We start from the raw sequence: 25,233 nt of genomic DNA, 5'->3' as shown, positions 1-25,233 counted from the left end.
CAATAATACATATACAGAAAAGTACTCTATAATTAACAAGTAAATGGAGACTAAACGAAAGGAGTAATGCCATGTTTAGAGATATCGTTCTATTTTTTGCGGGATTTGAATTTTTTCATACGATGGCACACGTCTTTTTTGCATTTTTAGTTCCGTTAGACCTCAAATTTATAATTCTGACTCCCACTTTAAATACTTGGTCAATTGTTATCAATGCCCTGATTACTCTAGCTCTACTTTGGTGGGCAAAACGATTACGAAGTAAGTAGTTATCTATCAAAACAATTAGGAAGAAAAATGAATAATATTAAATATGGATTTGGAAAAAAGACATTGTATTCATTTGATGATGCAATTAAAAAGGTTACTGAGGAACTGCAAAAAGAGGGGTTTGGAGTTCTTACAAATATTGATGTGTCAGCAACTCTGAAAAAAAAGTTAAATCAGGATATGCCTCCTTATCAAATTCTTGGTGCATGCAATCCCCAATTTGCTCATCATGCTTTAGAAAAAGAACCATCTATTGGTTTGCTTCTACCCTGTAATGTAGTTGTACGCCAAGATAATACAGGCATAGTGTATATTGAATTCATGGATCCGCAAGCGGTATTGGAATTGGTCAGCAATCCTGAAATTAATCAGATCGCTAGTGAAGTCAGGAAACGACTGGAGAGGGTATTAAACGCATTATAATTACTCCTCTACGGTTAAGATTTTAACATACGAAGACCACTTGCAATAACAATAAGCTCACTGATTTCATGAGCTAAAACTGCTATCGGCAACGTAAAATAACCTGTTACTGCCCCGACAACAAGAGAGCTAATTACAATTATAGAAAGTCCCAAATTTTGTAAAATTATATTCCAAGTTCGACGACTAAATGCGATAAGATAAGGTAATTTTAATAAATTATCACCCATTAAGGCTACATCCGCAGTTTCTAATGCAACATCGGTTCCGACAGCACCCATAGCAACTCCTACATGAGCTGCTGCGAGTGCTGGAGCATCATTTACTCCATCACCAACCATCATTACCTTACCATAACGTCTTTCTAACTCTTCAATTTTTCGTGTCTTATCTTCTGGTGATAAATCAGAAAATACTTCATCAACACCCGCCTGTTCACCAATTGAAGAGGCAGTTATCAAATTATCTCCTGTGAGCATAACCACACGTTCAATACCCATCAATTTTAAGTTAGACACCATCTGCCTTGCTGTTGGTCTTAGAGGATCAGCAATTGCAATTAAACCGAGGATTTCCTTATCAGTTCCTAATAATACTACTGTCTTTCCAGAGGCCTGTAATTTATTTATTTCCTGCGTTAATGTTTCTATCAATAGGCCCATATCAATAAATAATTTTGGATTGCCTATGTAGAATTTTTTCCCATTGATAAAACCAAGTACACCTGAACCAGTTAATGACTTAAACTGTTCAACAGGATTATATTGAATATTTTCTTCATTGGCTTGTTGCAAAATGGCTTGGGCCATGGGATGCTGGGAGCGCGATTCAAGAGTTGCTGCTGCATTTAAAATTTGGTTCCGAGTATGGTTATTCAATGGAATGATATCAGTAACCTTCGGTTTACCTTGTGTTAATGTTCCTGTTTTATCTAGTGCAATAACTTTTATCTTCACTAGTTGCTCCAAATATAATCCACCTTTTAGTAATATTCCATTTCGACTTGCTGTGCCAAGAGCAGCTACAAGTGTAATGGGTATAGAAATCACTAGGGCACATGGCGCTGCAGCAACAATAAATACTGTGGCACGAATCACCCACTCTTGCCAAGGTTGCCCAAATAGAGGTGGTAAAGTAGCTATGAGTATTCCCGCCAAAAGGATAAATGGACTATATAGGTTGCCAAAACGTTCTATAAAACGTTGACTACGCCCCTTTTTGTCTTGTGCTTTTTCAACAAGAAATATGATACGAGATAATGTATTATCAGCAAATTTTTTGGTTGCACGAACAGTAAGAGTTCCTTCACCGTTTATAGTTGCAGAAAAAACTTTACTCCCTATAGTTTTTTCTACTGGAATTGACTCACCCGTAATAGGTGCTTGATTAACACTAGAATGTCCTGAAATGACTTCTCCATCTGTAGCAAGACTTTCACCAGGAAGAACAATGAATTCATCTCCAATATGAATTTCTTCTATGGGTATTCGAAATTCAGTATTATTTCGCCGGATTAATGCTGTTTTTGGGGCAAGATCCATCAATGCTCGGATAGCATGCCGCGCTCTTTCACCGGAATAACCTTCCGCAGCTTCAGAAATAGAATACAAAAATACCAATGTTGCTGCTTCCGCCCATTGCCCCATGATACCTGCAACAATGGCTGCAAGAGACATCAAGAATTCAATACCGATTTCATATTCTTTGATAAATTCGTCTATTGCTTCGCGTGCGAAATAATATCCGCCAATTAATACTGCGCCTATGTAAAACCCATTAGCGATAATCATTGGTAATGCCAAATATGAGCCTACAAAACCAATAGTTAATAATAAACCAGCTATAGTTGCTGTAATGACTTTGGGATTATGCCACAACTTTGGCATTGGCTCCTTATGTGAAGAGCATGTCGAGCAGCCCATTTATTTACACTCCTTATTCGTAATTTTTTTAAACACTGATGCTATATGTCGCGTAAAAGTAACGGTTGTTAGAGAACCATCTCTATCATAGATATTGAACAGATCCATTTACTTTGTTATTTCAATGTTACCAAGGGAGTCAATTTATTGATGACCTAACCAAAATACTCCATTTTATTATTAATACACTTGCTAAGCTATTTTGATGTTCCTCCAACAACAAGCAAAACATCATCAAGAACTTATGACAATTATATCTCATCGATTAGAAAATATTTTAAACCTTCATTCTCTAAAAAAAAGCATTATAAAGAACTGGAAGGATGGATTAAAAATGAGTTACTGCCAACTAACGGATCGTATTCCGAAGTGCTAGGCCAATTAATGAAGCTTAAATGATACTCCATGTAAAAAAATAGCAAGCATGATAAGAAAACTCACTAAGGAAATAATAAAAGATAACTTTTGCTTATTTTTTTGAAAATAAATCATAAGACTGAATAAAATAATGAGAAAAATAACAAACATGCCTAATACCCAAGCATTTATTATCACTTTTATCCCTAATTCTAGTCGTTATAATAATCATGCTCATGCTGAGCTTTGCCATCTGAACCTTTATCATGGCCACTTTCAGGATGTGCTCCAGAAGCAGGTTGTGTGTGAGTGCATGAAGTTAATCCAAATCCTGAAATAAAAATACCTATCAGTAAGAACATCTTAAATCTTGGCATAGTCATTACATCTCCATATATAATCATAAAAAAATTCATCTTACTAAATTGGAAAATAAGATACCTCATATACTAACATAATAAATACCCACTTTGATGGGGGTAAAAATCAATTATTTTTATTCATTAATAATCACAATAAGATTAAAACATTTAGTTTTGTAATGGATTTGTGCTAATGAGCCATCAAATACCAAAATTGACTCATTTTTCATCCTTTACTTTAAAAAATATCTTAGACTTACGTTATTTTATTAACTACTTTCTTGATTAATCATCTGGGGACATATACAACAATCGCAATCCATTAGCCACTACGATTAAACTCGCTCCCATGTCTGCAAAAACTGCCATCCATAACGTTGCATACCCTACAAGAGCCAAAATAAAGAAAATGCCTTTAATCGCAATAGATAAACTGATGTTTTGATAAAGAGTACGTGCTGTCTTACGACTTAAATCAATATAAAAGGGGAGTCTTGCTAGATTGTCGTTCATTAGGGCAACGTCTGCAGTTTCTAAGGCAGTATCTGTTCCTTTCCCCATCGCAAAACTCACGGTAGCTTTTGCCAATGCAGGGGCATCATTAATTCCATCTCCTACCATCCCAACGCTATTATAGTGATCTAAAAGACCATTAATCGCTTGCAGTTTTTCCGCAGGTAATATATTTGCATTTACTTCATCAATACCTACTTTTTTAGCAATAGCCTGAGCCGTTACCGCATTGTCTCCCGTTAACATCGCGGTTTTTATACCCCGTTCATGTAGTTGTGCAATCGCCTGTTGGCTTGTAACACGTAAAGTATCAGCTACTGCAAAAATAGCCAAAACAGTCGTAGCATTACTTAATATTACGGTCGTTTTACCTTCTTCCTCCAAGCGCTTCAGCTCTTGTTCGACAAAATGATTGCATACCTGATTGTCTTCAGCTAACTGATGATTGCCTACAAAATAGAGTTCTTGACCCACTAATCCCTTTACTCCTCGTCCAGGAAGTGCTGAAAATTGCTCAATTTCAAGTAAAGCGTTTTGAGGTTGTTCCTGTTGCCAGTACTGTACTAAGGCATTAGCGACTGGATGCTCTGAGTGACTATCAAGGCTTGCAGCTAACAATAACAAACTCTCCTTAGTTCGATTTTCATCCCAAGCTATGAAGTCAGTTACAACTGGCTTTCCTTCCGTTAAAGTACCTGTCTTATCTAAAGCAATTAACCTCAGTCGATGACCAACCTCTAAGTAGCTTCCTCCTTTAATAAGAAGCCCTTGTTTTGCTGCCGCTGCAAGGCCACTTACAACAGTCACGGGTGTTGAAATCACTAAAGCGCAAGGGCAAGCAATAACTAATAAAGTCAGTGACTTATAAAGAGAATCATAAAAAGGATAACCAAATGCTAAAGGTGGAATTAATGCAACAAAAAAAGCCATCAATACCATAATTGGAGTATAATATTTAGAAAACTGATCAACAAATCGTTGTGTTGGAGCTCGATCCGCTTGCGCTTGCTCTATCGCTTTACCAATTTTAGCAAGCAATGTATCGCCTGACACTTTACTGACCTGCACTTCAAACGCGCCGTGCTCATTTAATGTTCCTGCAAAAACCAAATCACCCACTTTTTTTGTTATTGGCATTGATTCACCAGTAATCGGCGCTTGATTGACCGTGCTCTGACCTGAAATAACCACGCCATCCAGGGGAATACGCTCTCCAGGTTTTACTCTAAAAATAGCACCAGGCACCACTTTTTCAATGGCCAAGGTTTGCCATTGACCATCGTCCTGTTTCACTGAAGCCACCTCAGGGGCAATTTGCATTAAGCTTCGAATCGCAAGACGTGCTTTATCTAAGGAGTAGCGCTCGATACGTTCGGCCAATGCAAATAAAACAGTCACCATTGCCGCTTCAGGCCACTCTCCAATAAGAACAGCCCCTGCTATCGCAATGAACATCAAGCTATTGATATTCATTGTTTTAGTCCCTAAGGCAAGCCACCCTTTTTTAAAGGTAGAAGGCCCACTAAGACCAATAGCCAACAAAGCTGGAAGAATAGTCCAAATGGATTGTTCCGTAGCCAAAAAATAAGCTGCCAGCTCAGAAAATAGGGCAAGAAAACCTGCTAGTCCAATAATTTTCCAGGAAAAATCCAACGATAATTGTTTTCTTTGTGGTATAGGTAAAGTGCTTTCCAGCGTTCGAACACTCATTCCCAACGCCTCAATGCGTTTTTGCAATTCTTCACTTGAAGCCAACCGGTGATGAATAGTAACTTCTTCAGCAATAAAATTAAAATCCAACTGCTCCACTTCAGGAATATCCTGTAACTGCTTTCTGATTAGTTGCTCTTCCGCTGGACAATCAAGTCCTGCAACAAAAAATTTGGTTTCATTTAAAGGTACTGTCATTTGGTTTTTCCGCATTGTCCGTAAAATATAACCTTTGTAATGAATAAAGCATCACAAGAACATCGTCTGATACACATCACTCTGTGATCTCTTGCTTAAGACCTTGCTTCTTGCGCCGCTCATGAAATATATAATACAACCCTGGCAATACCAGTAATGTCAAAAACGTGGAAGAAATAATTCCACCAATAACCACAGTGGCCAGAGGTCTTTGTACCTCAGAGCCTGTACCCGTAGCTAATGCCATGGGGACAAAGCCTAATGATGCGACCAGTGCAGTCATTAATACCGGACGAAGACGAGCTAGAGATCCTTGCAACACCGCATCCTTTAAATAGTATTTCTTCTGTTCGCGTAGCTTATTGATGAACGTAATCATCACCAAACCATTTAAAACAGCGACTCCTGACAAAGCAATAAATCCTACTCCTGCTGAAATTGAAAGTGGAATGCCTCGCAGCCATAAAGCAAAAACGCCTCCAGTCAAAGCCAAGGGAATACCAGAAAATACTAGCAATGCATTACGTGCGTTCCCAAAACTCATAAATAAGAGTAGAAAAATACCCAATAAAGTTATGGGCACCACGATTTGTAGTCGTTGCGATGCCGATTGCAGCTGCTCAAATTGACCACCCCAGGTTATCCAATAACCACTAGGTACCTTAACCTTTTGCTCAATACGCTGCTTTGCTTCATTAACAAAAGAGCTTAAATCCCTGTTCCTCACATTTGCAGTGACTACTACACGACGTTTACCCACTTCACGACTGATTTGATTGGGACTTTCACTGCGTACCATTTTAGCAACTTCACTCAATGGAATAAAATGACGCTCTCCGTCTTTTGCAAGAGGTAACGGAATAAACACTTGCCTTAAAACAGTAGGGCTTGTACGTAATGCCTCAGGCAGGCGCACGATTAAATCAAATCGCTTGTCACCTTCAAACAATTCTCCACCTTTTTTCCCCCCTGCAGCAATGACTATAGCGTCTTGGACATTACCAATTTGTAGACCGTAACGAGCCAATGCATCACGATTGATTTCTATGGTCAGAAGCGGCAACCCACTGACTTGTTCGACTTTCACATCAGAAGCACCCGGTACTTTTTTAAGCTCTGCACTAATTGCGTCCGCAGTCTTTAATAAAGTAGGCATATCATCACCGAACACTTTCACTGCGACATCGCTTCGAACTCCTGAAATTAATTCATTAAAGCGCATTTGAATCGGCTGGGTAAATTCATAATTATTTCCTGGAATTTGTTTCACAGCCTGCTCAATTTCTTGTACAAGTTGTTGTTTGCTTTTCTTAGGATTAGGCCATTCGTTACGTGGCTTGAGCATAATAAATGTATCAGCCACATTAGGCGGCATGGGATCAGTAGCAACTTCTGCGGTCCCCAATTTGGCAAACACACGTTTTACTTCAGGAAATTGCCGCACGCGTTTTTCAACTAAATCTTGCATAGCAATGGCCTGAGTTAAACTGGTTCCAGGAATACGCATCGCATGCATAGCAATATCCCCCTCATCAAGACTGGGAATAAATTCCCCACCTAAGCGAAACGCAAGCATAAAACTGATAATAACCAGAACAACTGCTGCTCCAATCACTTGCCTACGTGCATGAAAGCACCGTCTTAATACTTTGGCATAACCTATAGAAAGGAAGTGAACCAGTCGATTTTCTTTCTCTTGTATGTGTCCTCGTAAAAAAATAGCGACCGCTGCCGGTACAAACGTTAAGGCAAACAGCATGGATGCCAAAAGTGCAATAATGACGGTTTCTGCCATGGGCAAAAACATTTTTCCTTCAACACCTGTTAAGGTTAAAATAGGCAAATAAACCACAGTAATAATAAAAACACCAAAAATACTAGGTCGAATCACTTCAGTGGTAGCATAAGCAATGGTCTTTAAACGCTCTTCAAGGTTTAAAATTCGCTGTAGAGCATGCTGTTGCTCTCCTAAATGCTTGATGCAATTTTCAACAATGATAACCGCTCCATCGACAATCAAACCAAAATCAAGTGCACCTAAACTCATTAAGTTGGCACTGATTTGATTAGTCACCATACCAGTGATAGTCAGCAGCATGGATAATGGAATGACCATCGCCGTAATGAGCGCGGCGCGAACGTTTCCCAGAAAGAGAAATAAGATAACGCATACCAATAAAGCACCCTCAAGTAAATTCTTCTTTACAGTATTAATGGTGGCATTAACAAGCAATGTCCGGTTATACACCGTGACCGCTTCGACTCCCTCGGGTAATGATTTATTAATTTCCTTCATTTTTGCAGCAACGCGTTGAGACACGGTACGACTGTTCTCACCCATTAGCATAAATACCGTTCCTAAAACGACCTCATCACCATTTTCCGTTGCAGCACCCGTTCTTAGCTCCTTGCCAAGAGCCACCTCTGCTACATCACGAATTCGAACAGGAGTTCCTTCAAAGTTTGCCACCACAATGTTTTCTATGTCGGCGATATTCTTTACTTGACCGGGTACACGAATAAGATTTTGCTCACCGTTTCGTTCAATATAACCTGCTCCAACATTGGAATTATTGCGTTCAAGCGCTTCAACGACATTATTTAAGCTCAGACCATAACGCACTAATTTGGTTGGATCAGGGGTAATATGAAATTGTTTTTCATATCCACCAATGGTATTAACTTCTGCCACCCCTTCTACATTGCGTAATTGGGGTTTAATTATCCAATCTTGAATAGTGCGTAACTCCATTGGGTTGTAGCGTTGGCTTTTAGGTAGGTTTGATTTGTTAGTCACGGTATACATAAAAATCTCACCAAGTCCTGTTGAAATGGGACCTAATGTTGTTTCTGCTTCTGGTGGTAATTTATCTTTGACTTCCTGTAAGCGTTCGTTAATAAGCTGTCGTGCAAAATAAATATTCGTTCCGTCTTTAAAAACCACAGTCACTTGCGATAAACCATAGCGCGATAAAGAACGGGTATAGTCAAGATTAGGCAGACCACTCATGGCCAATTCAATAGGAAACGTAATACGTTGCTCCACCTCAAAAGGCGAGTAACCTGAGGCTTGTGTGTTGATTTGTACTTGCACATTGGTGATATCAGGGACTGCATCAATGGGAAGGCGTTGAAAATTGTAAACACCAAGCACTGCGATAATAAATGTAAACAAAAGAACAAACCAACGGTGTTTTAAAGAAAAACGTATGATTTTTTCAAGCATCACTATTCCTTAGTGGTCATGGCTTGCGCCTTCTTTGCCTATTTCTGCTTTCATATAAAAACTGTTTTTGCTCACATAGCGCTGCCCCGCATCCAATCCCGAAATCACTTCTGCCCACTGCTCGTCTTTTTCACCCAGATTAACTGGAGTGGCTTCAAAATAATCGCCTTGCTGAACAAAAACCACGTCTTGTTCACCCATTTGTTGGAGTGCCGAAAGAAGTACTGCAACTGGGGCTGTTTTCTCTTTAATCACGATGGCACCATTCACATACATACCAGGAAGCCAGATGCGAGTGTCATTATTAAGAACAGCACGTGCCAATGTGGTTTGACTGTCCTCAACCCCTAAAGGTGAAATGTAGCTAATGGTACTTACTGATTTGGGCTTTCCTTCATCCCCAGTCACAATGACTTCCATACCTGGCTTCACTAAAGGCGCATCCTTGCGATATAAGGTAAAATCAGCCCAAACAGTAAGTAAATTGGCTACCTCAAAAATAGGTTTGGTGTTTTGAGCAAACTCACCATTGGTTGCATATTTTTGTACTATCGTTCCCGTTATGGGTGACCTTATTTCGTAATTTTGCAAACTCTCATTACTTTCAATCGTTGCCAACACATCCCCTTTTGTCACTTCATCGCCTAAATTTTTATTCAATGCTTTAATAATTCCCGAATAACGTGCATAAATAGGTGCTGAAGTATCACGATTGGTGACGATTTTACCTACAGCATTTAATTGCGTTTTTATCGTTTGTTCTTGGGCAACTGCTGTTTCTATCCCCGCTGCTTTAAGAACAGCAGGAGCAATTTTTACTCGACCTTCATACGTGGAGTAATGCCAACTCAATGGCTTTCCAAAACTATTTAATTGAATTGTTACATCAAAAGAATGAGGTTCTTCAATGATCTGGTTGCTTTGCAAAAAATTTTCCACAGGAATAAAAGTAATCTGCTCTTTTTTTCCACTAAATCGAGTGAGATTTACGATTAATTTTGCCTTTTGGGGCAAAATCATTTCCCCATTTTTATAAAGATAAGCTCTAAAGTGAGGTGGCATACCACGCTCAAAAATTAAAAACTCTAAGGCCAAATCGCCATCTTTAAACAAACGGCCTCCATGAGGTCCTTTTTCCATGGTCTCTTGATGATTATTTTCTTCTGTAGCATGAGTTGTTTCTTCCGCCCAAAGCGAAAAAGAGCTCATTCCTAACAGGAACACAGCAAGTTTTAGGGATAAACCGATTGGTTTTAATAGATTCATTTACTCTCCTTGGTAGGATGAAGACCTAAAAGCCCTGTAAGTTGAATTAATGTTTTATGATAATCTGCATGTGCCTGTTGATAGTGTCGTTCCTCTTCATACAAAGCATTTAAGGCTGTAGATAATTCAATGTAGGTATAGCGTCCCATTTGATAGCCATCTTGAGCGAGTTTTATTGATTTACGAGCAAGTGGTAACAAAGTACTGGTTACTAATTCTGCTTCATAATGACTTTGTTGGGCTTGTAAAAATACAGTATATGCTGTTTGACGTATATCGAGCTTTGTTCCCTGGTATTCATGCGCAGTTTGCGTGAATTGCGCTTCCGCTGTCATTATTTTTCCTTGATTGCGATCAAAAACAGGAACTTGTGCATAAGCCGACATCACTGCAGCATTGCTTCCATCATCAGAAAAATGGCGAGCGCCTAATTGAATGTTTAAATCCGGCCAAACGGATTTTTTAACTGCTGTAATGGTTGCTCGTTTGGCTTTTAGTTGTTGTTGCATTTGTATCAATTGCGGGCTTTGAGGTAATGTTTTTAAAAGCACTGACCAATTTAATGTAACATCAGGTAGCCCTTTATCTACTAATGGTTGATCCACCCTTAATCCGATACCTAATAAACGAGCCAATTTAGCACGTTGTGACAGTGCATCACGTGCCGCTTTTTTTTCTTGAATGTGCGATTCACCCAATCGAATTTGAGCTAAACGTAAATCCAATTCAGCTCCCGCACCCGCTTTAACACGCCGCTCAATTGCTTTAACGATACTCTCATTGAGTGAAATAAGCTTTTTAGTTACCTGGTGCCATTGTCCGGCATACAATGCATCGACATATGCGCCACCAACAGCCATATAAATCGCTGCTTTTTGGACTTGAATTTGTGCTAATGAGGCTAAATAATCTGCATAGCTGGCTTTTTTCAAATAAGATAAACGATTACCTAAAGGAATAGGCTGTGTCACTGATGCGGTAGTTTCTGCAGATTCGTAACTGGAATAACTGCCAGATCCGCCAAAATTCTCGGCAGTTAAGGTAAGTTGTGGATTAGGGTAAAGCCCGCTTTGTACAAAATACCCACGCATGGCCTGCGCTTTATCTATTTCAGCTTGTAATTCCGGATTATTCCGATATGCAATTGCCAAAGCATCTTTGAAAGTAAATGAGGATGATGCCATAGCTTCATGAGTCATGAGGTTCATCCATGCAATAACTAAATAAAAATAAATACGCATCCCTTAACTTACCCTTAACTTGCAAATATACTTTTTTAGTTTAATTGTATTTGAGTGTTTTTACACGTTTATATTGTGATAACTTATTGATAAATCTTCATTCAATTAGATTCGAAGCATTTGCTCAGTCGAATAAAACTAATTTTATGAATGACACCTAAATTTATGCTTTGAATAACAAGGCCAACAAGAGCGATAACACAAAAAACAATACCCATATAGAGCAACTAACATATCCTTTTTCATAGCTATAGCCTAAACATCTATCGTAAGTATTTTCTGATTTCAGTAACCACACCAATCAGATGAGCATCATTAGATTGCTTGATACTTATAGTGGCCCATAACTCACTACTTGCTAACAACTGAAATAAACAACCATCTGCTTCTCCGTATTGACGTAACACCGTCTGCTTTTTTTGTGTTAAATAAACTAGAACATAATGGCCTGGACTAGGTTGCAATTCACCATCGACAACTACTACATCTCCAGGGTTAAGCTCTGGCTGCATGCTGCTATCTTCTACTAAGGTGGCAAATAACGCTGGACTTTTAATCGAAGGATTTAACGAATCAATCAAAATTGTTTTTTCAAAAATAAAGGGTTCTTGTTCCCCTAAAATTTCTTTTGCATGTGGCGCGTCCTTCACACTCAATATAGGAATGTGTCGAAATCTATTTTCAGGATTCTGAATCAAATCGCCTTGCGGATTATCCGTTAAGCATAACAAATAAGCAGCAGATACATTTAACTGATCTGCAAGCAATTTAGCTTCCAACGGCCCAGGGCTTCGCGTTCCCTGCTCCCAATTACTAATTCTTGCAGGAGATAGTTCTGCTGTTCTTGCTGCTAATTCTTTAATCGTAATACCCAGTTCTTTACGGGCTTTGGTAATACGATTACCTATTTGCTCTCTAATATCCATTGTGATCCTTCAAAAAAATGAGACATACCCATTGACAAAAACACGTTTCGTTTTATATTATAAGCTAATTAAAACGTTTTGTGTTTTATAAATTAGTGATACTTACCATATTTAATCATAATTTTATTTAAAAATCACATCCTGTTTTATTTTTCATTTTTATTCATTGATAATAGGTCATGCTATGGAATTTTTTATTATCACCCATCAGGAACTTTCTGCACTTAGTGGTTTACCATATCTACAACAATTAACTTATCTTCAAGGCATTAAACCCTACGTTGATTACAAAACAGGGTTAGTCGGTATTCGTCGTGGTATTAGTTATCAGTCATTAAGTGAAGCGCTTTACATAGAACCTCATTCAGGTATTAGAAGCGGTAGCCCAAGTAAAGATCAATTGCGACGTGCTTTGAAAGGGCTTGAGAAGGCTGGTTTAATTCAAATTCAGTCTTGGGAAAGGAAGCTTGTTTTACGTTGTTTATTACTGGACAGGCATGATTCTGCTCATAATAAAGCCGCCATAAAGGCACATGACTATAGCGCATCTCAAGACCCACAAAAAAGTCTATTAGATTCAACAAAATCCGATACGAATAAACAATATCCCGACACAACCTCAAAGGATGAACCCGCCACTCCTCAAGATAATAATAATTATTTTTTTATTTCTTTCTCACAAGCCTTTGAGGCCTTCTGGGATCTGTACCCTCTGAAAAAAGAAAAAGAAAACGCTTTTGAGGTATTTAAAAAACTAAAGCCCTCTCAGAGCTTAGTCCAGCAAATCATTGCCCGCTTAACTGAACAAATTCAACTTGAGACAAAAAAACGCGCCGAAGGCGTTTGGGTTCCGGCCTGGAAGTATCCAGCAAATTGGTTAACACAGCGATGCTGGGAAACAACATCAACAAACCTTGAAGCCAAGGAGAATGACTATGCAATCCATGAAACAAATCGTAAATACGCATCATCTACAAACAGCATCAGGACTACAGAGTTGCGTGAAAGCCCAAGTTTCAGTGACTCCGAGTTCCAAAACCTCTGGAAATTGCATTGAGCAAGTCAACAAACTGTTTCTGAAATTTTCAACCTTCTATGGACATATATGGCGTAGCCAATTCAAGAATGAAGCTTATTCAAATTTTGCACGTCAAGAATGGTCAAAAGCACTAGAAGGATTCGATGTGCAGTTAATTGATCAAGCAATTGATGAGTGTCTTAAAAACCGCGAAATGCCACCTGCGCTGGCGCAATTTATTGAGTGTTGCAAGCAACTATCAGCCAGAAAAAAACAGTGCTTTCACAGAGAACCTTACAAACCTTGTGACCCTGTTGTTGCCAACACACACCTGAAAAAAATAAAAGCAATCTTAAACATGAAATAAAAATAACCGGAGAAAAATAATGTTGGTACTGACAAGAAAAAAGGGTGAGCAAATATTAATTGATAAAGGGCAGATTGAAATACACGTCATTTATCAACGAAGAGGCGTGGTCGCTTTAGGTATTAAAGCTCCAGCTCATATTGATGTTGATAGAAAAGAAATTTTTTTAAGAAAGCAAACCAATCCTCAAAACACCAATATAGAGGAACCAAAATGAAAATAAGTGCTCAACTCTCTGTAATTGGCGTACTTAGCCTGGCAGTCTTTTCTTCTATGGCAGCTAATGTTACTCAAGTAAACCGCTACGCGACTGTTGCTAACAAACCATTAGCAGCCCAGATCAATCCACTCCTTGCCATTCAACAAGTCCATTTTCCTCATGAAGTACAAACCATAGGTCAGGCAGTTGAATGGTGGTTGAAGTTTTCAGGATTTTCTCTGGTATCAAAAGAAAAACAACCTGAAAGCCTGCAAACTGTCATGCGCCAAGCCTTACCTCAGATTGACAGAAACCTCGGCCCTTTGACTGTTAAGGACGGTCTTGAAGTCCTTGTTGGCCAACAATCTTTTGTCTTGATCGAAGATCCCTTATTGCGGCAGGTAAATTTCAAATTAAAAGCTGGAATGCGAAATGGGGGTAAATCATGATCAATCGAGCAACAACCTTAAAGTATTTATTGGCAGCAGGTTTAGGCCTGGCAGGTGTCATTGTTGGCATTAACTCTGTTCCAACAAATAAAATGAATGATTCAGATGTTATTTCACATCGTCTTGATACGTTGCAAGCACAGCTTGGTGCTTTGCACGAGGAAGTTAAAAAGCCCGTTGAGACAGTAGATTTAACCGCGATTAACCAGGATTTTCATAAACTGACCTCCTTGATTGAACAGCTCAAAAATCATAATGAAACAGATATTAATCGCCTGATCAATGATAATCGTACTGAATTAACACAAAAGTTGGATGTCTTGCGTGAAATGGTGAGGTCTTTGGATAAAAAGCAGCATCCTATTAAATACCTGCCCATTAACACCTTACCGTTTAAAGTCATCAGTATAGACAGCATTCAGGAAGTCAGTGTGGCTACAGTGGCTTATAACTTTAAGACAGTGCCTTTGGAAAAAAGCGACCAATTAGCTGGCTGGACAGTATTAAGTATTGACTTCGGTCTACAACGCATGGAATTGGAAAACGGTAATAAAGAGCATGTTGTGGTGAAGATGAATGTATTGCAGGGGGAATCTGATGCTTAAGTATTCTGCTTTCCTGATTCCAATATTAGCCTGTCATGCAGTACATGCTGAACTGACTATTCCAGGATTAAATCAACAGCCCTTAAATCACTTTGCCATTGAAGATAAAACATTGGCAAAAACAGGGTTAACGGTTAATGAAGACGAGCTGACCTCAGAGCAAGACATCAATAAAATTACACTGACCGATACCCAACTGCATGAAGCTAAAGTGTGGGGATTAACGCCTGACGAAGAGAAACGTTATGTCCTACTCATGCAAAATAAAAGTAAATTCTACTACAAAGGCTTAAGACAAACACCTATTGATATTCTGGGTATTAATGCCAGAAATGAAACCGAACGCAACCATTTTGCAGAATTAGCAGCAAGACAGGAAGCCCAGAAAGTAGCTAAAAATATTGCCTGGAACAATGCTTTTTACAAGGCCTATAACGAGTTGTTTGTTAATGTCCCTGTGGTTGGTGATTTTGACCCAACTCCTTATTCACCCTATGCCCACAAACCAGTGCAATTAAGCCAGGGCGATACGCTGTATTTCTTTATCAAAGAACAAGATGCTGTAAAAACCATTTTGCTGATGCTCTTTGATGCCATAGAGCAAACACCAAATGCACGGTTGCATCTGATGTTACTGGACATGAATGATACGACCATCCAAATCTGGGCAAATCAACATCAAATACCACAACATCTTGTAAATGGTGGCCGTATTACCCTTAACCACGGCGAACTAAGCTACCAATCTCTCAAGATCAAAAAGTCACTACCGATGTTGCTACTCTCCCAAAACGGTCATTCCAGCATTGTGGATTTGGGGAGGTTTTAATATGAAAAAGTCAGCCATACTCTTTGGATTGTTGATGATTACCTCCTGCTATGCCTGGCAAGCCATTAACATGGAGCAATTCATTAAAGAAAGCCAAGCTCAGATCACCGAAGAATCTTTAAAACTACAAGAAAAGTTGGATGCAAGACTGCCCGTATCAAGTAAAGCCACTACTGGCAAAGTAGAAAAGCGAACACTCACACTCGTTAATTTCTCAAACCCTGTGTTCATCATTGGGGATGATACGGACTCTTACCAATGGTTGCAAAAAAACGCGAAAAAGCTGGAAGAAGCACAAGCCTTGGGCTTTGTCGCCAACATTAATACCAGTGAACAACTTCAAGCATTACAACACCTCACCAAAGCGCCTTTATTACCAGCTAACGTTGATGACTTAATGGAACTCTTTCAAGAAACCCATTACCCGCTCGCTTTCTTTGGGGAAGAATTATGGCAATAAGGACTGCAACGCCCAAACCCTCCAAAAAAACGGTCATGAGTTTTATGCTGCTTGTTTTATTGGGCTGGTTAATCCTTATGGGTTGGGTATCCAGTCTTTGGTGCTGTTTAGGATTTGAAAAAGCGTTTAGTTCAGTCACCACACTTTCCCAAAAACAAACGCAAGCAATTACCGCATTTAACGGAGTGATAGTTGCTAACACTATTAAATCCTGGTTAAAAACCATTCCTACTCAAGGTGTTGCCAACAAAGCGGCGCAAACAGGCTCCCTGATTAAAAAAGGGCTGGATGAGGTGATGCCTGATGAAACCAACGATTTAAATGAAATAGGACAAGATTTTATCCTAATTGCCAATCAAGTTTGGTTACTGATGGGATTAACTACTCAAGTAATGTTCATCAAACTGGTTATTCTGATTTCGGCTATCCCTCTGTTTTTATTAATGGTCGTGGTTGGACTGGTTGATGGGTTAAATCAACGCGCTATCCGCACCGCATCATTAGGCCGTGAATCATCCTATGTCTTTCACCAACTCAATCGCCACGCCAAGCGAGGCCTTTTATTGTTATTAAGCTTATGGCTTGCGCTGCCCATAAGCATCACGCCTGCCTTTGTTTTTGTACCTGCAAGCCTATTGCTAGGCATCATGGTTTCAATCACCGCCAGTCGATTTAAAAAATATTTGTAGGAGAAAAACATGAAACGATTATTGTTATTACTCATATTAAGTCTGCCAATGGCCTCTCATGCGAGTGACGATGCACTCAACCAAACGCTAGTCAGAATAATTAATCAGATTAATGCCATCATGCCTTTGCTTGATGAAGCGAAAACGGAAATTGAACCCAATACCCGCATCCAATTGCATATAGATCATTTTGAAGGCTCTGATGGAAAGATACACGCAGGCCTTCGTACCGATTTACTGTCCATTCGTAATGCGCTGATTGATTACATCAATAAACCAGTCATTGAACCTAAAACCATCAAGCCGTTAGCGTTGGATTTTATAGGAAAGTGACTATGAGCAAAGTAGATATTGCCAAAACTTTTGCTTCCAGTTTTAAACAAGCTGCGGGCGATACAACTGCAAGTGCCTTTTCCGGCAGCATCCGATTTGTCGCCATCATGCTAGTCATTATTGGCCTTATTTGGTGCATTAATCAATTCATGGGCAATACAGAAAAAGAACAAGAAGGATTTCTTATCCTTCTAGGTTCCCGCTTAATCCGCATTGTTCTTGGGTTTTGTTTATTCATTCTAATTTTAATCGTTAAGGGGAATTAATCATGAAAAAGTCAATTGCAGGTGTCAAACAATGGGGGCAACGAATGGGTGCAGGACTCATTACTTTAAATTATGCGCCTGCATTGTTTGCCGACAACTGGTTTCCAAAAATCTCTAATGCCGATGACATCAGTGATGGTAATAAAAGCATGATGACAGTTACAGGTAACTATGTTCGTCAAGGCCTGGGATTATTGCTTTTTATTGCTGCGGTCATGAGTTTTATTAAATTCATCACCACCATTCAGCACGGCATTGAAGAATCCAAGAAAAATGACGGTTCTATGGTGGCCTTTGGTACGTTTGCGGTGATGGGGATTACTTATCTTGCCATCAGTATTGTAGCAGGTTATGTCGGCTACAGCATGATTACCAAATTCAAGATTTAGGGGAACTCATGAATCAACCATCCTCACGTCATCTGTCGTTTGATTATGAAGCCTATAAAGGGTTAAGCCTAAGAGAGCTTTTCTGGATAGTGGTGGTAACAACACCACTAATTAGCATGGGATGTACTTTGGCAGGACTTTTTATTGGCTATCCGTTGGCCTTCGGATGTATTGGTTTCATTGTTGGTTTTATTGTGTCCATTACTTTTTGCCCTAAACGGGCAGCTGCCATTAAGGCTGGTAAACCGCATGGCTATTTAATGAAAAAAACCGTGTTGTTGATGGCAAAGTGGGGGTTAAGACACTCGCCCTACATTCACCATCAAGGTGTCTGGCAAAAATCAAGACTCGTGAGGTAGTTCTATGTTTCATTACTGGAAAAAAGTGGACAGTTTAAATCATATCAATCGGTTGTTATTAGCCTTTGTATCCGTACTCATTTTGATTGTATTTGGCCTGATCATTACGCTGGCTAAAATACCCAATCGTTTTGAATTTTGGCTAACACCTTCTATGAGTAGTAATGGTGGATTAGTCAAGGAAAACGCCATACCCAAAGAGTACGTTCAGGGTTTTGTTGCCACACTGCTACCCACCTTAAACACCTGGTCACAAGGTGGTAAAAAAGAATTTGCTACTAATCTTTCAGGCTTTCATTACTACTTCACTCCACGACATCAGGCATTAATGGATAAAACCTTGATAGCTTATAAAGATGCTCAACTTTTTAATCGCATACAAGTAGCAAGTCTTTATCGGTTTATGGAAAACGAAGATGTCAAAGTAATCGCTCATAACACATGGGAAGTTCATCTGGTTTTACGCATTACCCAACGCTTAAAAGACGATAGCCCCATGGTCATTGCAGACAAGATTGTGGACTACCATGTGCGTGTGGTCAAGGTCAATCTCTCTCGCTTACAAAATCCTTTTCAACTGGCATTGGATGGTTATACCCAACCAGAAACACTAATCACCGATTTATTGGCAACCAATACAAGAGGTACACAACATGACAACAACTAAATGGTTACTCACCATAATTGCCTTAATTAGCAGCCAATACGCGCTAGCTCTGGATGCAGAACATGTCTTGTGGGATAAAACACCCATCCCTGTCGAACTATCCTTGAATGAGGAAAGGCTCATCCATTTTCCTCAAGCCATTAGTATTGTAGATAATGAAGCAGCCTCTCAAACCGCGCTTTTGAAAATTCAGGATGCTTTGTATCTGAAAGGCAAGGACGTTTTTAAAAACAAAAGGCTCTTGGTGCAGCTCATGCCTCAAGGTGAGGTCATTATCTTAAACTTAAGCGTTAATGATAAAACTCATGATGTAAAACCAATAGAAGTACTTTTGGAATCCAAAGAAAATACCAACTCCCCTCAAGAAGTGGTTAACCCGCTGGATTTAAATGCAGTAACACTGACGCGCTTTGCCATCCAATCTTTGTATGCCCCACAAAGACTGTTGGTTATTCCTGATGCTGTGGGGCGTGTTCCTATGCAAACCCGAAAACAAGTAAGCCTTTTTTATGGTGCCAGCATCGAAGCAAGACCATTGATTTCATGGCATGGTGGTGCATTTTATGTAACTGCGGTGGAATTGAAAAACCTGCTGAACAAGGAAGTAATTGTTGATCCTCGCCAAATGATGGGTAACTGGCAAACCGCTACCTTTTACCCCACCAACACTTTATCACCTCGTAGTAATAAAGAGTCCACTACGGTATTTCTGGTATCAGACAGGCCCTTTGGTACAGCGCTTTCCGCAAGTCGGGAGTACGTACGATGAAAAAAAATGCTGGACTCAAAATATTAACCGTAACAGTGATCGCTGTTGTTGCACTCATTATGATGAACAGCAAACATCATGACCGTGAACCCGAAGTCACTCGCCCCGATCCCAATAATCTGAATGAAGCCATTGCCAGCCAGTTTAATGACAACATCCGTGATGTTGCTGCAAGACTACAGGAAACCGAAAAGAAACTTGCCAATCTTGAGTCGGAAAACAAGCAACTCAGAAGCAAAAAAGAAAATGTGCAGGCTTCTTATAATCCTGAGGTGATTAAAGAAATAGAACAACTAAAATCCGAATTGGCCAATGTCAAAACCAGTCAGGAATCCCAACAAAACTCTCAACCCTACACCGTCAATGGAGAATCGACTCTTGCTAAAGAACAAAGTGTTAAGGACATCGATGCTTTATTAATGAATCGTGAAAGTAATCCTAATGAACAAGCCTATTGGGAGGGATTAAAGAAAACAAAGCAAGCATTAACCCCAAAAGTTAAAACAGCGGCTTTAAACAGTAAAGATAAAAAAAGTATTCCCTATTACACCATTCCAGCTGGCTCTGATTTAGGCAGAACTACCTTGTTATCGGCACTGATTGGTGAGGTGCCAGTTGAAGGCAAACTCATGCAGCCTTTATTTCCCTTCTCAGCCATTATTAATCGTGGTGATTTAATGGCTGCTAATGGTATCCCTTTGCCTCCCAATATTTCAGGTATGAAAGTTAATGGTTATGCAATCGGTGTTGGTTCTTTTTTGGATAACATCAGCTGTGTTAGAGCCTATGTTACTTCTGCTTTGTTTGTTTTTGATGACGGCCATTTTGTGACTGTGGGTAAAGAGCAAATAACCGGAACGGCTGAAATGGTCAATAATGAAAGTTTAGGTTATCTCACCACCGCTTTTGGTAATCCTTGTATTAAAGGTCAGTATTTCACCAATGCTCCCAGAGTACTTACGGCACTTGTGGCCACAGATGGAATCAAAGGGTTTGGTAATGCACTTTCCCAATGGCAAATGACCTATACAGCCAATACCAATGGCGCGACAGGTATACCTACCGGCTCTATGGGCAATTATGCCTTGGGTGGCGCGCTTTCCCAAGGAACAGTCAAAGCCGCTGACTGGCTCGAAAAACGCATTCAAGGCAGTTTCGACATGGTTTTTGTTCCGGCATCTCTGGGATACAGACCGACACAGCTTTCATTTCACGTCACACAAACCATCAACCTTGATAAAGAAACCAATGGGAGGGTATTGGATTATGGTCATTTACAACAAACTACACACGATTTTAGCCTTAGGTAGCATCTTGGTGCTTAGTGCTTGCGCCTCAAAGACAGTTGGCTCCACGGCTATTCCCGAAGGAGGATTGACTGTTAGCCAACTTTATCAGCAAAGCTTAGGTGATGCCATGCCTGGCTGGTCTGTACCTAAAAGACAGGCGAAGATCGTCAATTATTCAGGGTATACACGAGATGCTTCCAACGAGATCCAACATTTGTTCAAGCCTTTGGATAACCCACAAGTTCCGATTTATGTGTTTCCTCATGTTGCTGTCATTGGTGATGAGCAATTGTTAAAACCAGGCTATACCACAGCCTTTTTTCTCTACAAACAAAATCAATTTGCACTAGCTTCCGAACACTATTAAGAGGTAAATAATGAAATTATTCAGCCAAATAAGTGACTGGCTGTTAGGACAACCCAATAAACCAGCATTAACGCAACAAAACATAAAAAAAAGATTTGAGAATCACAATCCTTCCTTTGCCAATCAATTGTCTATGGTGGATTTCAATGATGAGCTCAATTTCTTTTTACTCAATGATGGAGTCAGCATTGGTTCAGGTTTTGAATTAGCGTCCATTCCAGCGGAGGCCGCCTCTACTGAACATTTACACGCAGTGTTTAGCAAAATTCGAGATACTTTTGCCACGGTAGTCCCTTTGCACAAAGAAGATCCCTGGGTGATGCAAATGTATGTCAATGACGAATACACTTTGAAACCTGTTCTCACTCATATTCAAAAAAGCATTGCACCAGACATTGCTGAAACAGCCTTTACTCATGACTATTTGGCAAGGTTGGATGATCTGTTTTGTAAGATGACAAGACCCGAAGGATTGTTTGTTGATCCCAAAACCGATGCACCTTATCGCGGCAGACGAAGACGAATCAGGGTTTTATTTTATCGCCTCTATCAAAAAACGCAAACCACCAGAGAGCTGGCACTTGCCGAGCATCAGGAAGTCATGGCTCAAATTGAAAGCAAATTACTATCACCTGGTCTTCAACTAAAACAACTAACCGGTAAAGATTATTATCAGTGGTTAGTGCGTTGGTTTGCAGCCAACCCCGAAGATCTATTAGCTCGCTTTCCTTATCCTAAAGACAAAAAACCCGCAGGTTATACCCTAAGCCAGAATGTTTTGTTTCATGAACCACAAAGTGACGAGCAAGGTTTTATATTTGATGAGATGGTCCATCGTATTCTTTATATTGATGGGCTGAAAGAAGCGCCTGAAATTGGTCTTTTATCTCGTGAAAAACCACAAGCCAATCCCAAACATCGGTATGCACTTTTAGATAAGTTGCCTGAAGGCGCTACCTACACCATTCAGGTTATCTTTGAAAATGATGAAGCCTTAGACGCGCATTTGATGCGTCTTGAAAAGGGTGTAGTAGGGACAAGCCTTAAACCTTCACAAGTCAGAGAAGACATAAAAACCGCACGAGATGAATTGTCTATAGGAAACCGTCTGTTTTGGGTTAATCAATCCATTTTTTATCGTGCCAGCACAAAAGACCAAGCAGTACTTATTGAAAAAGAACTAAAAGAATTATTCATTGAAGCCAAAATGCCTTTGATTTCTTCTGGTTTTGACATTCATCCCATTAACAGTTATCTCAATGCCTTACCTTTTAATTTCAATCCACAATATGCTCGCCAATACTTGCGCTTTGACCGATTGATGTATGCATCCGAATTAGCCTCTTTACTGCCTGTATATGGACGTAATCAAGGGGCAAGACACCTTCCCTGTTTCACCTTTTTTAACCGTTTGGGAGAACCAATACTCTTCGATGTGTTGCATCATGATTTTATCAGCCAAAACTCCCACATGGCCTTGTTTGCTAATTCCGGTGGCGGCAAATCAGTGGCTACAGGCTGGATGATTAATTCGCTGATGGCCACTAAAAATGCCCGCATCATTCTATTTGAAATGGGAAATTCTTTTGATCGTATACTTCTACATGCCAAAACACACGGCAAAAAAACCAAGCAGTTATTACTGAGTAATAAAAAAGATGAAGCCGTTCCATTAAATCCATTTTGTGAAGCTTATAAAGCCATTCCTGAAATCACGGACAATCTGAGTGCAGAACAAGCAATCTTAATTGCGCAAAAAATTAGAACAATCAAAGAAAATCTCGAACAGCCTGCCAGCTCAGAAGAGTTGGCCTGTAATGATGGCTCTCGCTCGTATCTAGCAGAGCTGGCCTTAGCGTTGCGTACCATGATTACTGAAGCCAATGCACTGGAAGAAGAGCAATTTACTCTGGCCGATGAAACACTGTTAATCGAAGTCTTAAGTGATGCCATCTTAACGTCTTTTAATCATGATATCCCGCAAATGCTAACTGAGCATATTGTAAGTGGCTTTAAACGGCGACTGGATAAAGAAACAGTTCCCCGCAAAAAAGACCGCATTTTGGATATGCACGACCGATTAAACAGTTATGTCATTAACAGCGCCAAATCACGCTTTTTTAATGTGCCAACTGAACCTTTAGGAGATTTTGATATCTTCCATGTTGATATCTCCGCGATTAAAGATGATACCGGAAAGCTCGCTTTAGTGATGGTGTCTTTATTACCAAGAATATTGGCTATGGCAGAAGCCACTCAAAACGACAACAGACCAAGCTTTCTTTTTATTGATGAATCTCATTTGCAATTTCAAATTCCTTCGGTAGTGGCCGTGTGTTTACTGGTTGCCAAAGTAGCCAGGAAGTTAGGTCTTTGGCTGGTTGCTATTACCCAAAACGTCACCGATATGAATTCGGAAAAAGCCACCAAGATTTTATCGCTAATTGAAACCTGGATTTTATTAGGCCTTGATGAAAAGGAAATTAGCGATGTCAAACGCTTTAAATCATTAACTCCACAACAAGAAGCCTTAATTAGAGATATTGATTCTCAAAAAGGCTTATATGCAGAAGCGGTTTTATTAGGCTCACGTTATCAAGGATTATTTCGTGTCATTCCACCTCGCTACTTGCTTGCTCTTTTAATGACTGAAAAATCAGAAAAAGCACAGCGCCATACTCTGGAGAAACAACATGATGTCCTTAAAGCCGCTGAATTACTTGCAGAACAACTCGAGAATAAAAAACAAAGCAAAAATCATGATGCTTATTTCTATGATGATTAGCTTACCCATCCATGCAAGAGAAAGCATAGAGCCACCTAGTCCTATTAGCAGTTTTGGTATTGCCACCAAGGTATTGGGCAAGATCTTTACCAACAGCCACTATAAGGTGATTGGTTCCTGTACCTGGGCAGTAGGAAAATTTCCGCCTAAGCTGGTAGCTGTTCCAGCAATCGAGCAGTTTTTACCTGATCTAATTATCACAGTGGCCAATCGCCCCGAAACCAATCCATGGATTGAAGCGCGTGCCCTTTATGAAAATCCGGCAAGCCAAGCCTTGTATCAAAAAACCTATCGACTGGCGACTGGTTCAGCGCTAGGGTTTGGCGATGATGCAGGACAAACCTCAGCCATGCACATCAATGAAGAACGCACACGGGTTGTAGATGTAATTGGCAGTCCAGCAGGTCTTTATCGTTTCCCTTATTTGTCACATAAACCTGAAACACGTTTTGGTTCTCCCTACTACATCAGTGAGGCTGATGCCGTATCAGACCGCACAGAGATCGCTGAAATTGCTTATATGGCAACTCATCCTCACCTGTTATTCAACCATGATATAGGCTCCACAACACAGTCGTGGGGACATGAAATCCCAAGGATTATGCGAGTCACGCAGCCCTCACGCTTTAGAGCATCCGTTGTTGCAGCCCTTCATGCAGCAGACATCGTGACCAATAAAAACAGTCTTCATGTGACCCAGAGCACCAGTAATTCTTGTGGTGCTAATTGCATAGTAGCCAATGTCATATTCGATGGCCACAACAAAAACATCATCTGGCAGGAAGTATACCCCAAAAACCGCAACATCAACTTTAATGATACCAGCGATATGGGTGTAGAAGATGACAAAGCAGGAAATGGAAATTATGTCTTTGTAGTTTGGCGAAAATATCGAGGCTGTATTGCCAATGAAGGGAAATTGGTTCGCGCACTTTCATTCCCCAAAGTGGGGCATCCTCAAAAACGATAGGAGTTAATC

26 protein-coding genes are annotated in these 25,233 nt (G+C 39.9%); 19 read left to right on the top strand and 7 right to left on the bottom strand.

Annotated features, from left to right (window positions below):
* Positions 1 to 297: 297 nt before the first annotated feature.
* Entirely contained in the window at positions 298 to 693 is a 396-nt protein-coding gene (locus E1O52_RS12205; protein ID WP_011947213.1) for a DUF302 domain-containing protein, read from the top strand.
* Positions 694 to 707: 14 nt separating this feature from the next.
* On the opposite strand, the gene E1O52_RS12200 is transcribed toward E1O52_RS12205, so the two are convergent.
* From E1O52_RS12200 to E1O52_RS12175, 7 genes are all read right to left on the bottom strand, one after another.
* Positions 708 to 2,579 carry a heavy metal translocating P-type ATPase gene (locus tag E1O52_RS12200; RefSeq protein WP_225969162.1) on the bottom strand — a complete coding sequence of 624 codons (1,872 nt, stop codon included), beginning with the start codon at positions 2,577 to 2,579 and terminating at the stop codon, positions 708 to 710.
* Positions 2,580 to 3,184: 605 nt separating this feature from the next.
* Positions 3,185 to 3,355: a hypothetical protein gene (locus tag E1O52_RS13230; protein WP_011947217.1), complete on the bottom strand. Its 171-nt coding sequence runs from the start codon at positions 3,353 to 3,355 to the stop codon at positions 3,185 to 3,187.
* Between the two features lie 264 nt (positions 3,356 to 3,619).
* Entirely contained in the window at positions 3,620 to 5,755 is a 2,136-nt protein-coding gene (locus tag E1O52_RS12195; RefSeq protein ID WP_027220149.1) for a heavy metal translocating P-type ATPase, read from the bottom strand.
* Positions 5,756 to 5,831: 76 nt separating this feature from the next.
* A complete protein-coding gene (locus tag E1O52_RS12190) occupies positions 5,832 to 8,981 on the bottom strand; it encodes an efflux RND transporter permease subunit (RefSeq protein ID WP_016356954.1) in 3,150 nt (1,049 codons plus the stop codon).
* A 9-nt stretch (positions 8,982 to 8,990) separates the two neighbouring features.
* Complete coding sequence (locus tag E1O52_RS12185) at positions 8,991 to 10,247, bottom strand: efflux RND transporter periplasmic adaptor subunit (protein ID WP_011947220.1); 1,257 nt, start codon at positions 10,245 to 10,247, stop codon at positions 8,991 to 8,993.
* On the bottom strand, positions 10,244 to 11,488 hold the full coding sequence (locus tag E1O52_RS12180; RefSeq protein WP_011947221.1) for a TolC family protein: 1,245 nt from the start codon (positions 11,486 to 11,488) through the stop codon (positions 10,244 to 10,246). The genes E1O52_RS12185 and E1O52_RS12180 overlap by 4 nt, the downstream gene beginning before the upstream one ends.
* Before the next feature lie 263 nt (positions 11,489 to 11,751).
* The gene (locus tag E1O52_RS12175) at positions 11,752 to 12,414 is read right to left on the bottom strand and encodes a LexA family transcriptional regulator (RefSeq protein ID WP_016356955.1); all 663 of its coding nucleotides are present in this window, start codon (positions 12,412 to 12,414) and stop codon (positions 11,752 to 11,754) included.
* Between the two features lie 184 nt (positions 12,415 to 12,598).
* Here E1O52_RS12175 and E1O52_RS12170 point away from each other — a divergent pair, with 184 nt between their 5' ends.
* The 18 genes from E1O52_RS12170 to E1O52_RS12085 all read left to right on the top strand — a co-directional run bounded on the left by E1O52_RS12170 (position 12,599) and on the right by E1O52_RS12085 (position 25,224).
* The gene (locus E1O52_RS12170) at positions 12,599 to 13,471 is read left to right on the top strand and encodes a hypothetical protein (RefSeq protein WP_016356956.1); all 873 of its coding nucleotides are present in this window, start codon (positions 12,599 to 12,601) and stop codon (positions 13,469 to 13,471) included.
* A gap of 127 nt (positions 13,472 to 13,598) precedes the next feature.
* On the top strand, positions 13,599 to 13,799 hold the full coding sequence (locus E1O52_RS13385; protein ID WP_229309627.1) for a hypothetical protein: 201 nt from the start codon (positions 13,599 to 13,601) through the stop codon (positions 13,797 to 13,799).
* 19 nt (positions 13,800 to 13,818) lie between these two features.
* Positions 13,819 to 14,016 carry a carbon storage regulator gene (locus E1O52_RS12160; protein ID WP_011947232.1) on the top strand — a complete coding sequence of 66 codons (198 nt, stop codon included), beginning with the start codon at positions 13,819 to 13,821 and terminating at the stop codon, positions 14,014 to 14,016.
* Positions 14,013 to 14,447, top strand: a complete 435-nt coding sequence (pilL2, locus tag E1O52_RS12155; protein WP_011947233.1) for a PFGI-1 class ICE element type IV pilus protein PilL2 — start codon at positions 14,013 to 14,015, stop codon at positions 14,445 to 14,447. The genes E1O52_RS12160 and pilL2 overlap by 4 nt, the downstream gene beginning before the upstream one ends.
* Positions 14,444 to 15,052 (top strand): hypothetical protein, encoded by a 609-nt coding sequence (locus tag E1O52_RS12150; protein ID WP_016356957.1) that lies wholly within the window; start codon positions 14,444 to 14,446, stop codon positions 15,050 to 15,052. Before pilL2 ends, E1O52_RS12150 begins: the two co-directional genes overlap by 4 nt.
* Positions 15,045 to 15,881 carry a TIGR03759 family integrating conjugative element protein gene (locus E1O52_RS12145; RefSeq protein ID WP_011947235.1) on the top strand — a complete coding sequence of 279 codons (837 nt, stop codon included), beginning with the start codon at positions 15,045 to 15,047 and terminating at the stop codon, positions 15,879 to 15,881. The genes E1O52_RS12150 and E1O52_RS12145 overlap by 8 nt, the downstream gene beginning before the upstream one ends.
* Before the next feature lies 1 nt (position 15,882).
* Entirely contained in the window at positions 15,883 to 16,341 is a 459-nt protein-coding gene (locus E1O52_RS12140; protein ID WP_016356958.1) for an integrating conjugative element protein, read from the top strand.
* The gene (locus E1O52_RS12135; RefSeq protein WP_016356959.1) at positions 16,332 to 17,030 is read left to right on the top strand and encodes a TIGR03747 family integrating conjugative element membrane protein; all 699 of its coding nucleotides are present in this window, start codon (positions 16,332 to 16,334) and stop codon (positions 17,028 to 17,030) included. The genes E1O52_RS12140 and E1O52_RS12135 overlap by 10 nt, the downstream gene beginning before the upstream one ends.
* Positions 17,031 to 17,039: 9 nt before the next feature.
* Positions 17,040 to 17,363 carry a hypothetical protein gene (locus E1O52_RS12130; protein ID WP_011947238.1) on the top strand — a complete coding sequence of 108 codons (324 nt, stop codon included), beginning with the start codon at positions 17,040 to 17,042 and terminating at the stop codon, positions 17,361 to 17,363.
* Between the two features lie 2 nt (positions 17,364 to 17,365).
* Positions 17,366 to 17,629, top strand: coding sequence for a hypothetical protein (locus tag E1O52_RS12125; RefSeq protein ID WP_014843982.1), 264 nt, complete (start codon positions 17,366 to 17,368; stop codon positions 17,627 to 17,629).
* A gap of 2 nt (positions 17,630 to 17,631) precedes the next feature.
* Positions 17,632 to 18,018: a hypothetical protein gene (locus E1O52_RS12120; RefSeq protein ID WP_016356960.1), complete on the top strand. Its 387-nt coding sequence runs from the start codon at positions 17,632 to 17,634 to the stop codon at positions 18,016 to 18,018.
* 8 nt (positions 18,019 to 18,026) lie between these two features.
* The gene (locus E1O52_RS12115) at positions 18,027 to 18,377 is read left to right on the top strand and encodes a TIGR03750 family conjugal transfer protein (protein ID WP_015961513.1); all 351 of its coding nucleotides are present in this window, start codon (positions 18,027 to 18,029) and stop codon (positions 18,375 to 18,377) included.
* Between the two features lie 4 nt (positions 18,378 to 18,381).
* Positions 18,382 to 19,044: a DUF2895 family protein gene (locus E1O52_RS12110; protein ID WP_014326960.1), complete on the top strand. Its 663-nt coding sequence runs from the start codon at positions 18,382 to 18,384 to the stop codon at positions 19,042 to 19,044.
* Complete coding sequence (locus E1O52_RS12105) at positions 19,031 to 19,813, top strand: TIGR03749 family integrating conjugative element protein (RefSeq protein ID WP_016356961.1); 783 nt, start codon at positions 19,031 to 19,033, stop codon at positions 19,811 to 19,813. The genes E1O52_RS12110 and E1O52_RS12105 overlap by 14 nt, the downstream gene beginning before the upstream one ends.
* Entirely contained in the window at positions 19,810 to 21,123 is a 1,314-nt protein-coding gene (locus E1O52_RS12100; RefSeq protein WP_016356962.1) for a TIGR03752 family integrating conjugative element protein, read from the top strand. The genes E1O52_RS12105 and E1O52_RS12100 overlap by 4 nt, the downstream gene beginning before the upstream one ends.
* On the top strand, positions 21,080 to 21,469 hold the full coding sequence (locus E1O52_RS12095; protein WP_016356963.1) for a TIGR03751 family conjugal transfer lipoprotein: 390 nt from the start codon (positions 21,080 to 21,082) through the stop codon (positions 21,467 to 21,469). Before E1O52_RS12100 ends, E1O52_RS12095 begins: the two co-directional genes overlap by 44 nt.
* 10 nt (positions 21,470 to 21,479) lie before the next feature.
* Positions 21,480 to 24,254: a conjugative transfer ATPase gene (locus E1O52_RS12090; RefSeq protein WP_016356964.1), complete on the top strand. Its 2,775-nt coding sequence runs from the start codon at positions 21,480 to 21,482 to the stop codon at positions 24,252 to 24,254.
* The gene (locus E1O52_RS12085; protein WP_016356965.1) at positions 24,229 to 25,224 is read left to right on the top strand and encodes a TIGR03756 family integrating conjugative element protein; all 996 of its coding nucleotides are present in this window, start codon (positions 24,229 to 24,231) and stop codon (positions 25,222 to 25,224) included. Before E1O52_RS12090 ends, E1O52_RS12085 begins: the two co-directional genes overlap by 26 nt.
* The last annotated feature ends 9 nt before the right edge of the window (positions 25,225 to 25,233 follow it).

Origin of the sequence: Legionella nagasakiensis, from assembly GCF_900639915.1 — a bacterium.
GTDB lineage: Bacteria > Pseudomonadota > Gammaproteobacteria > Legionellales > Legionellaceae > Legionella_A > Legionella_A nagasakiensis.
This window is presented reverse-complemented; position numbering and strand designations above follow the sequence as displayed.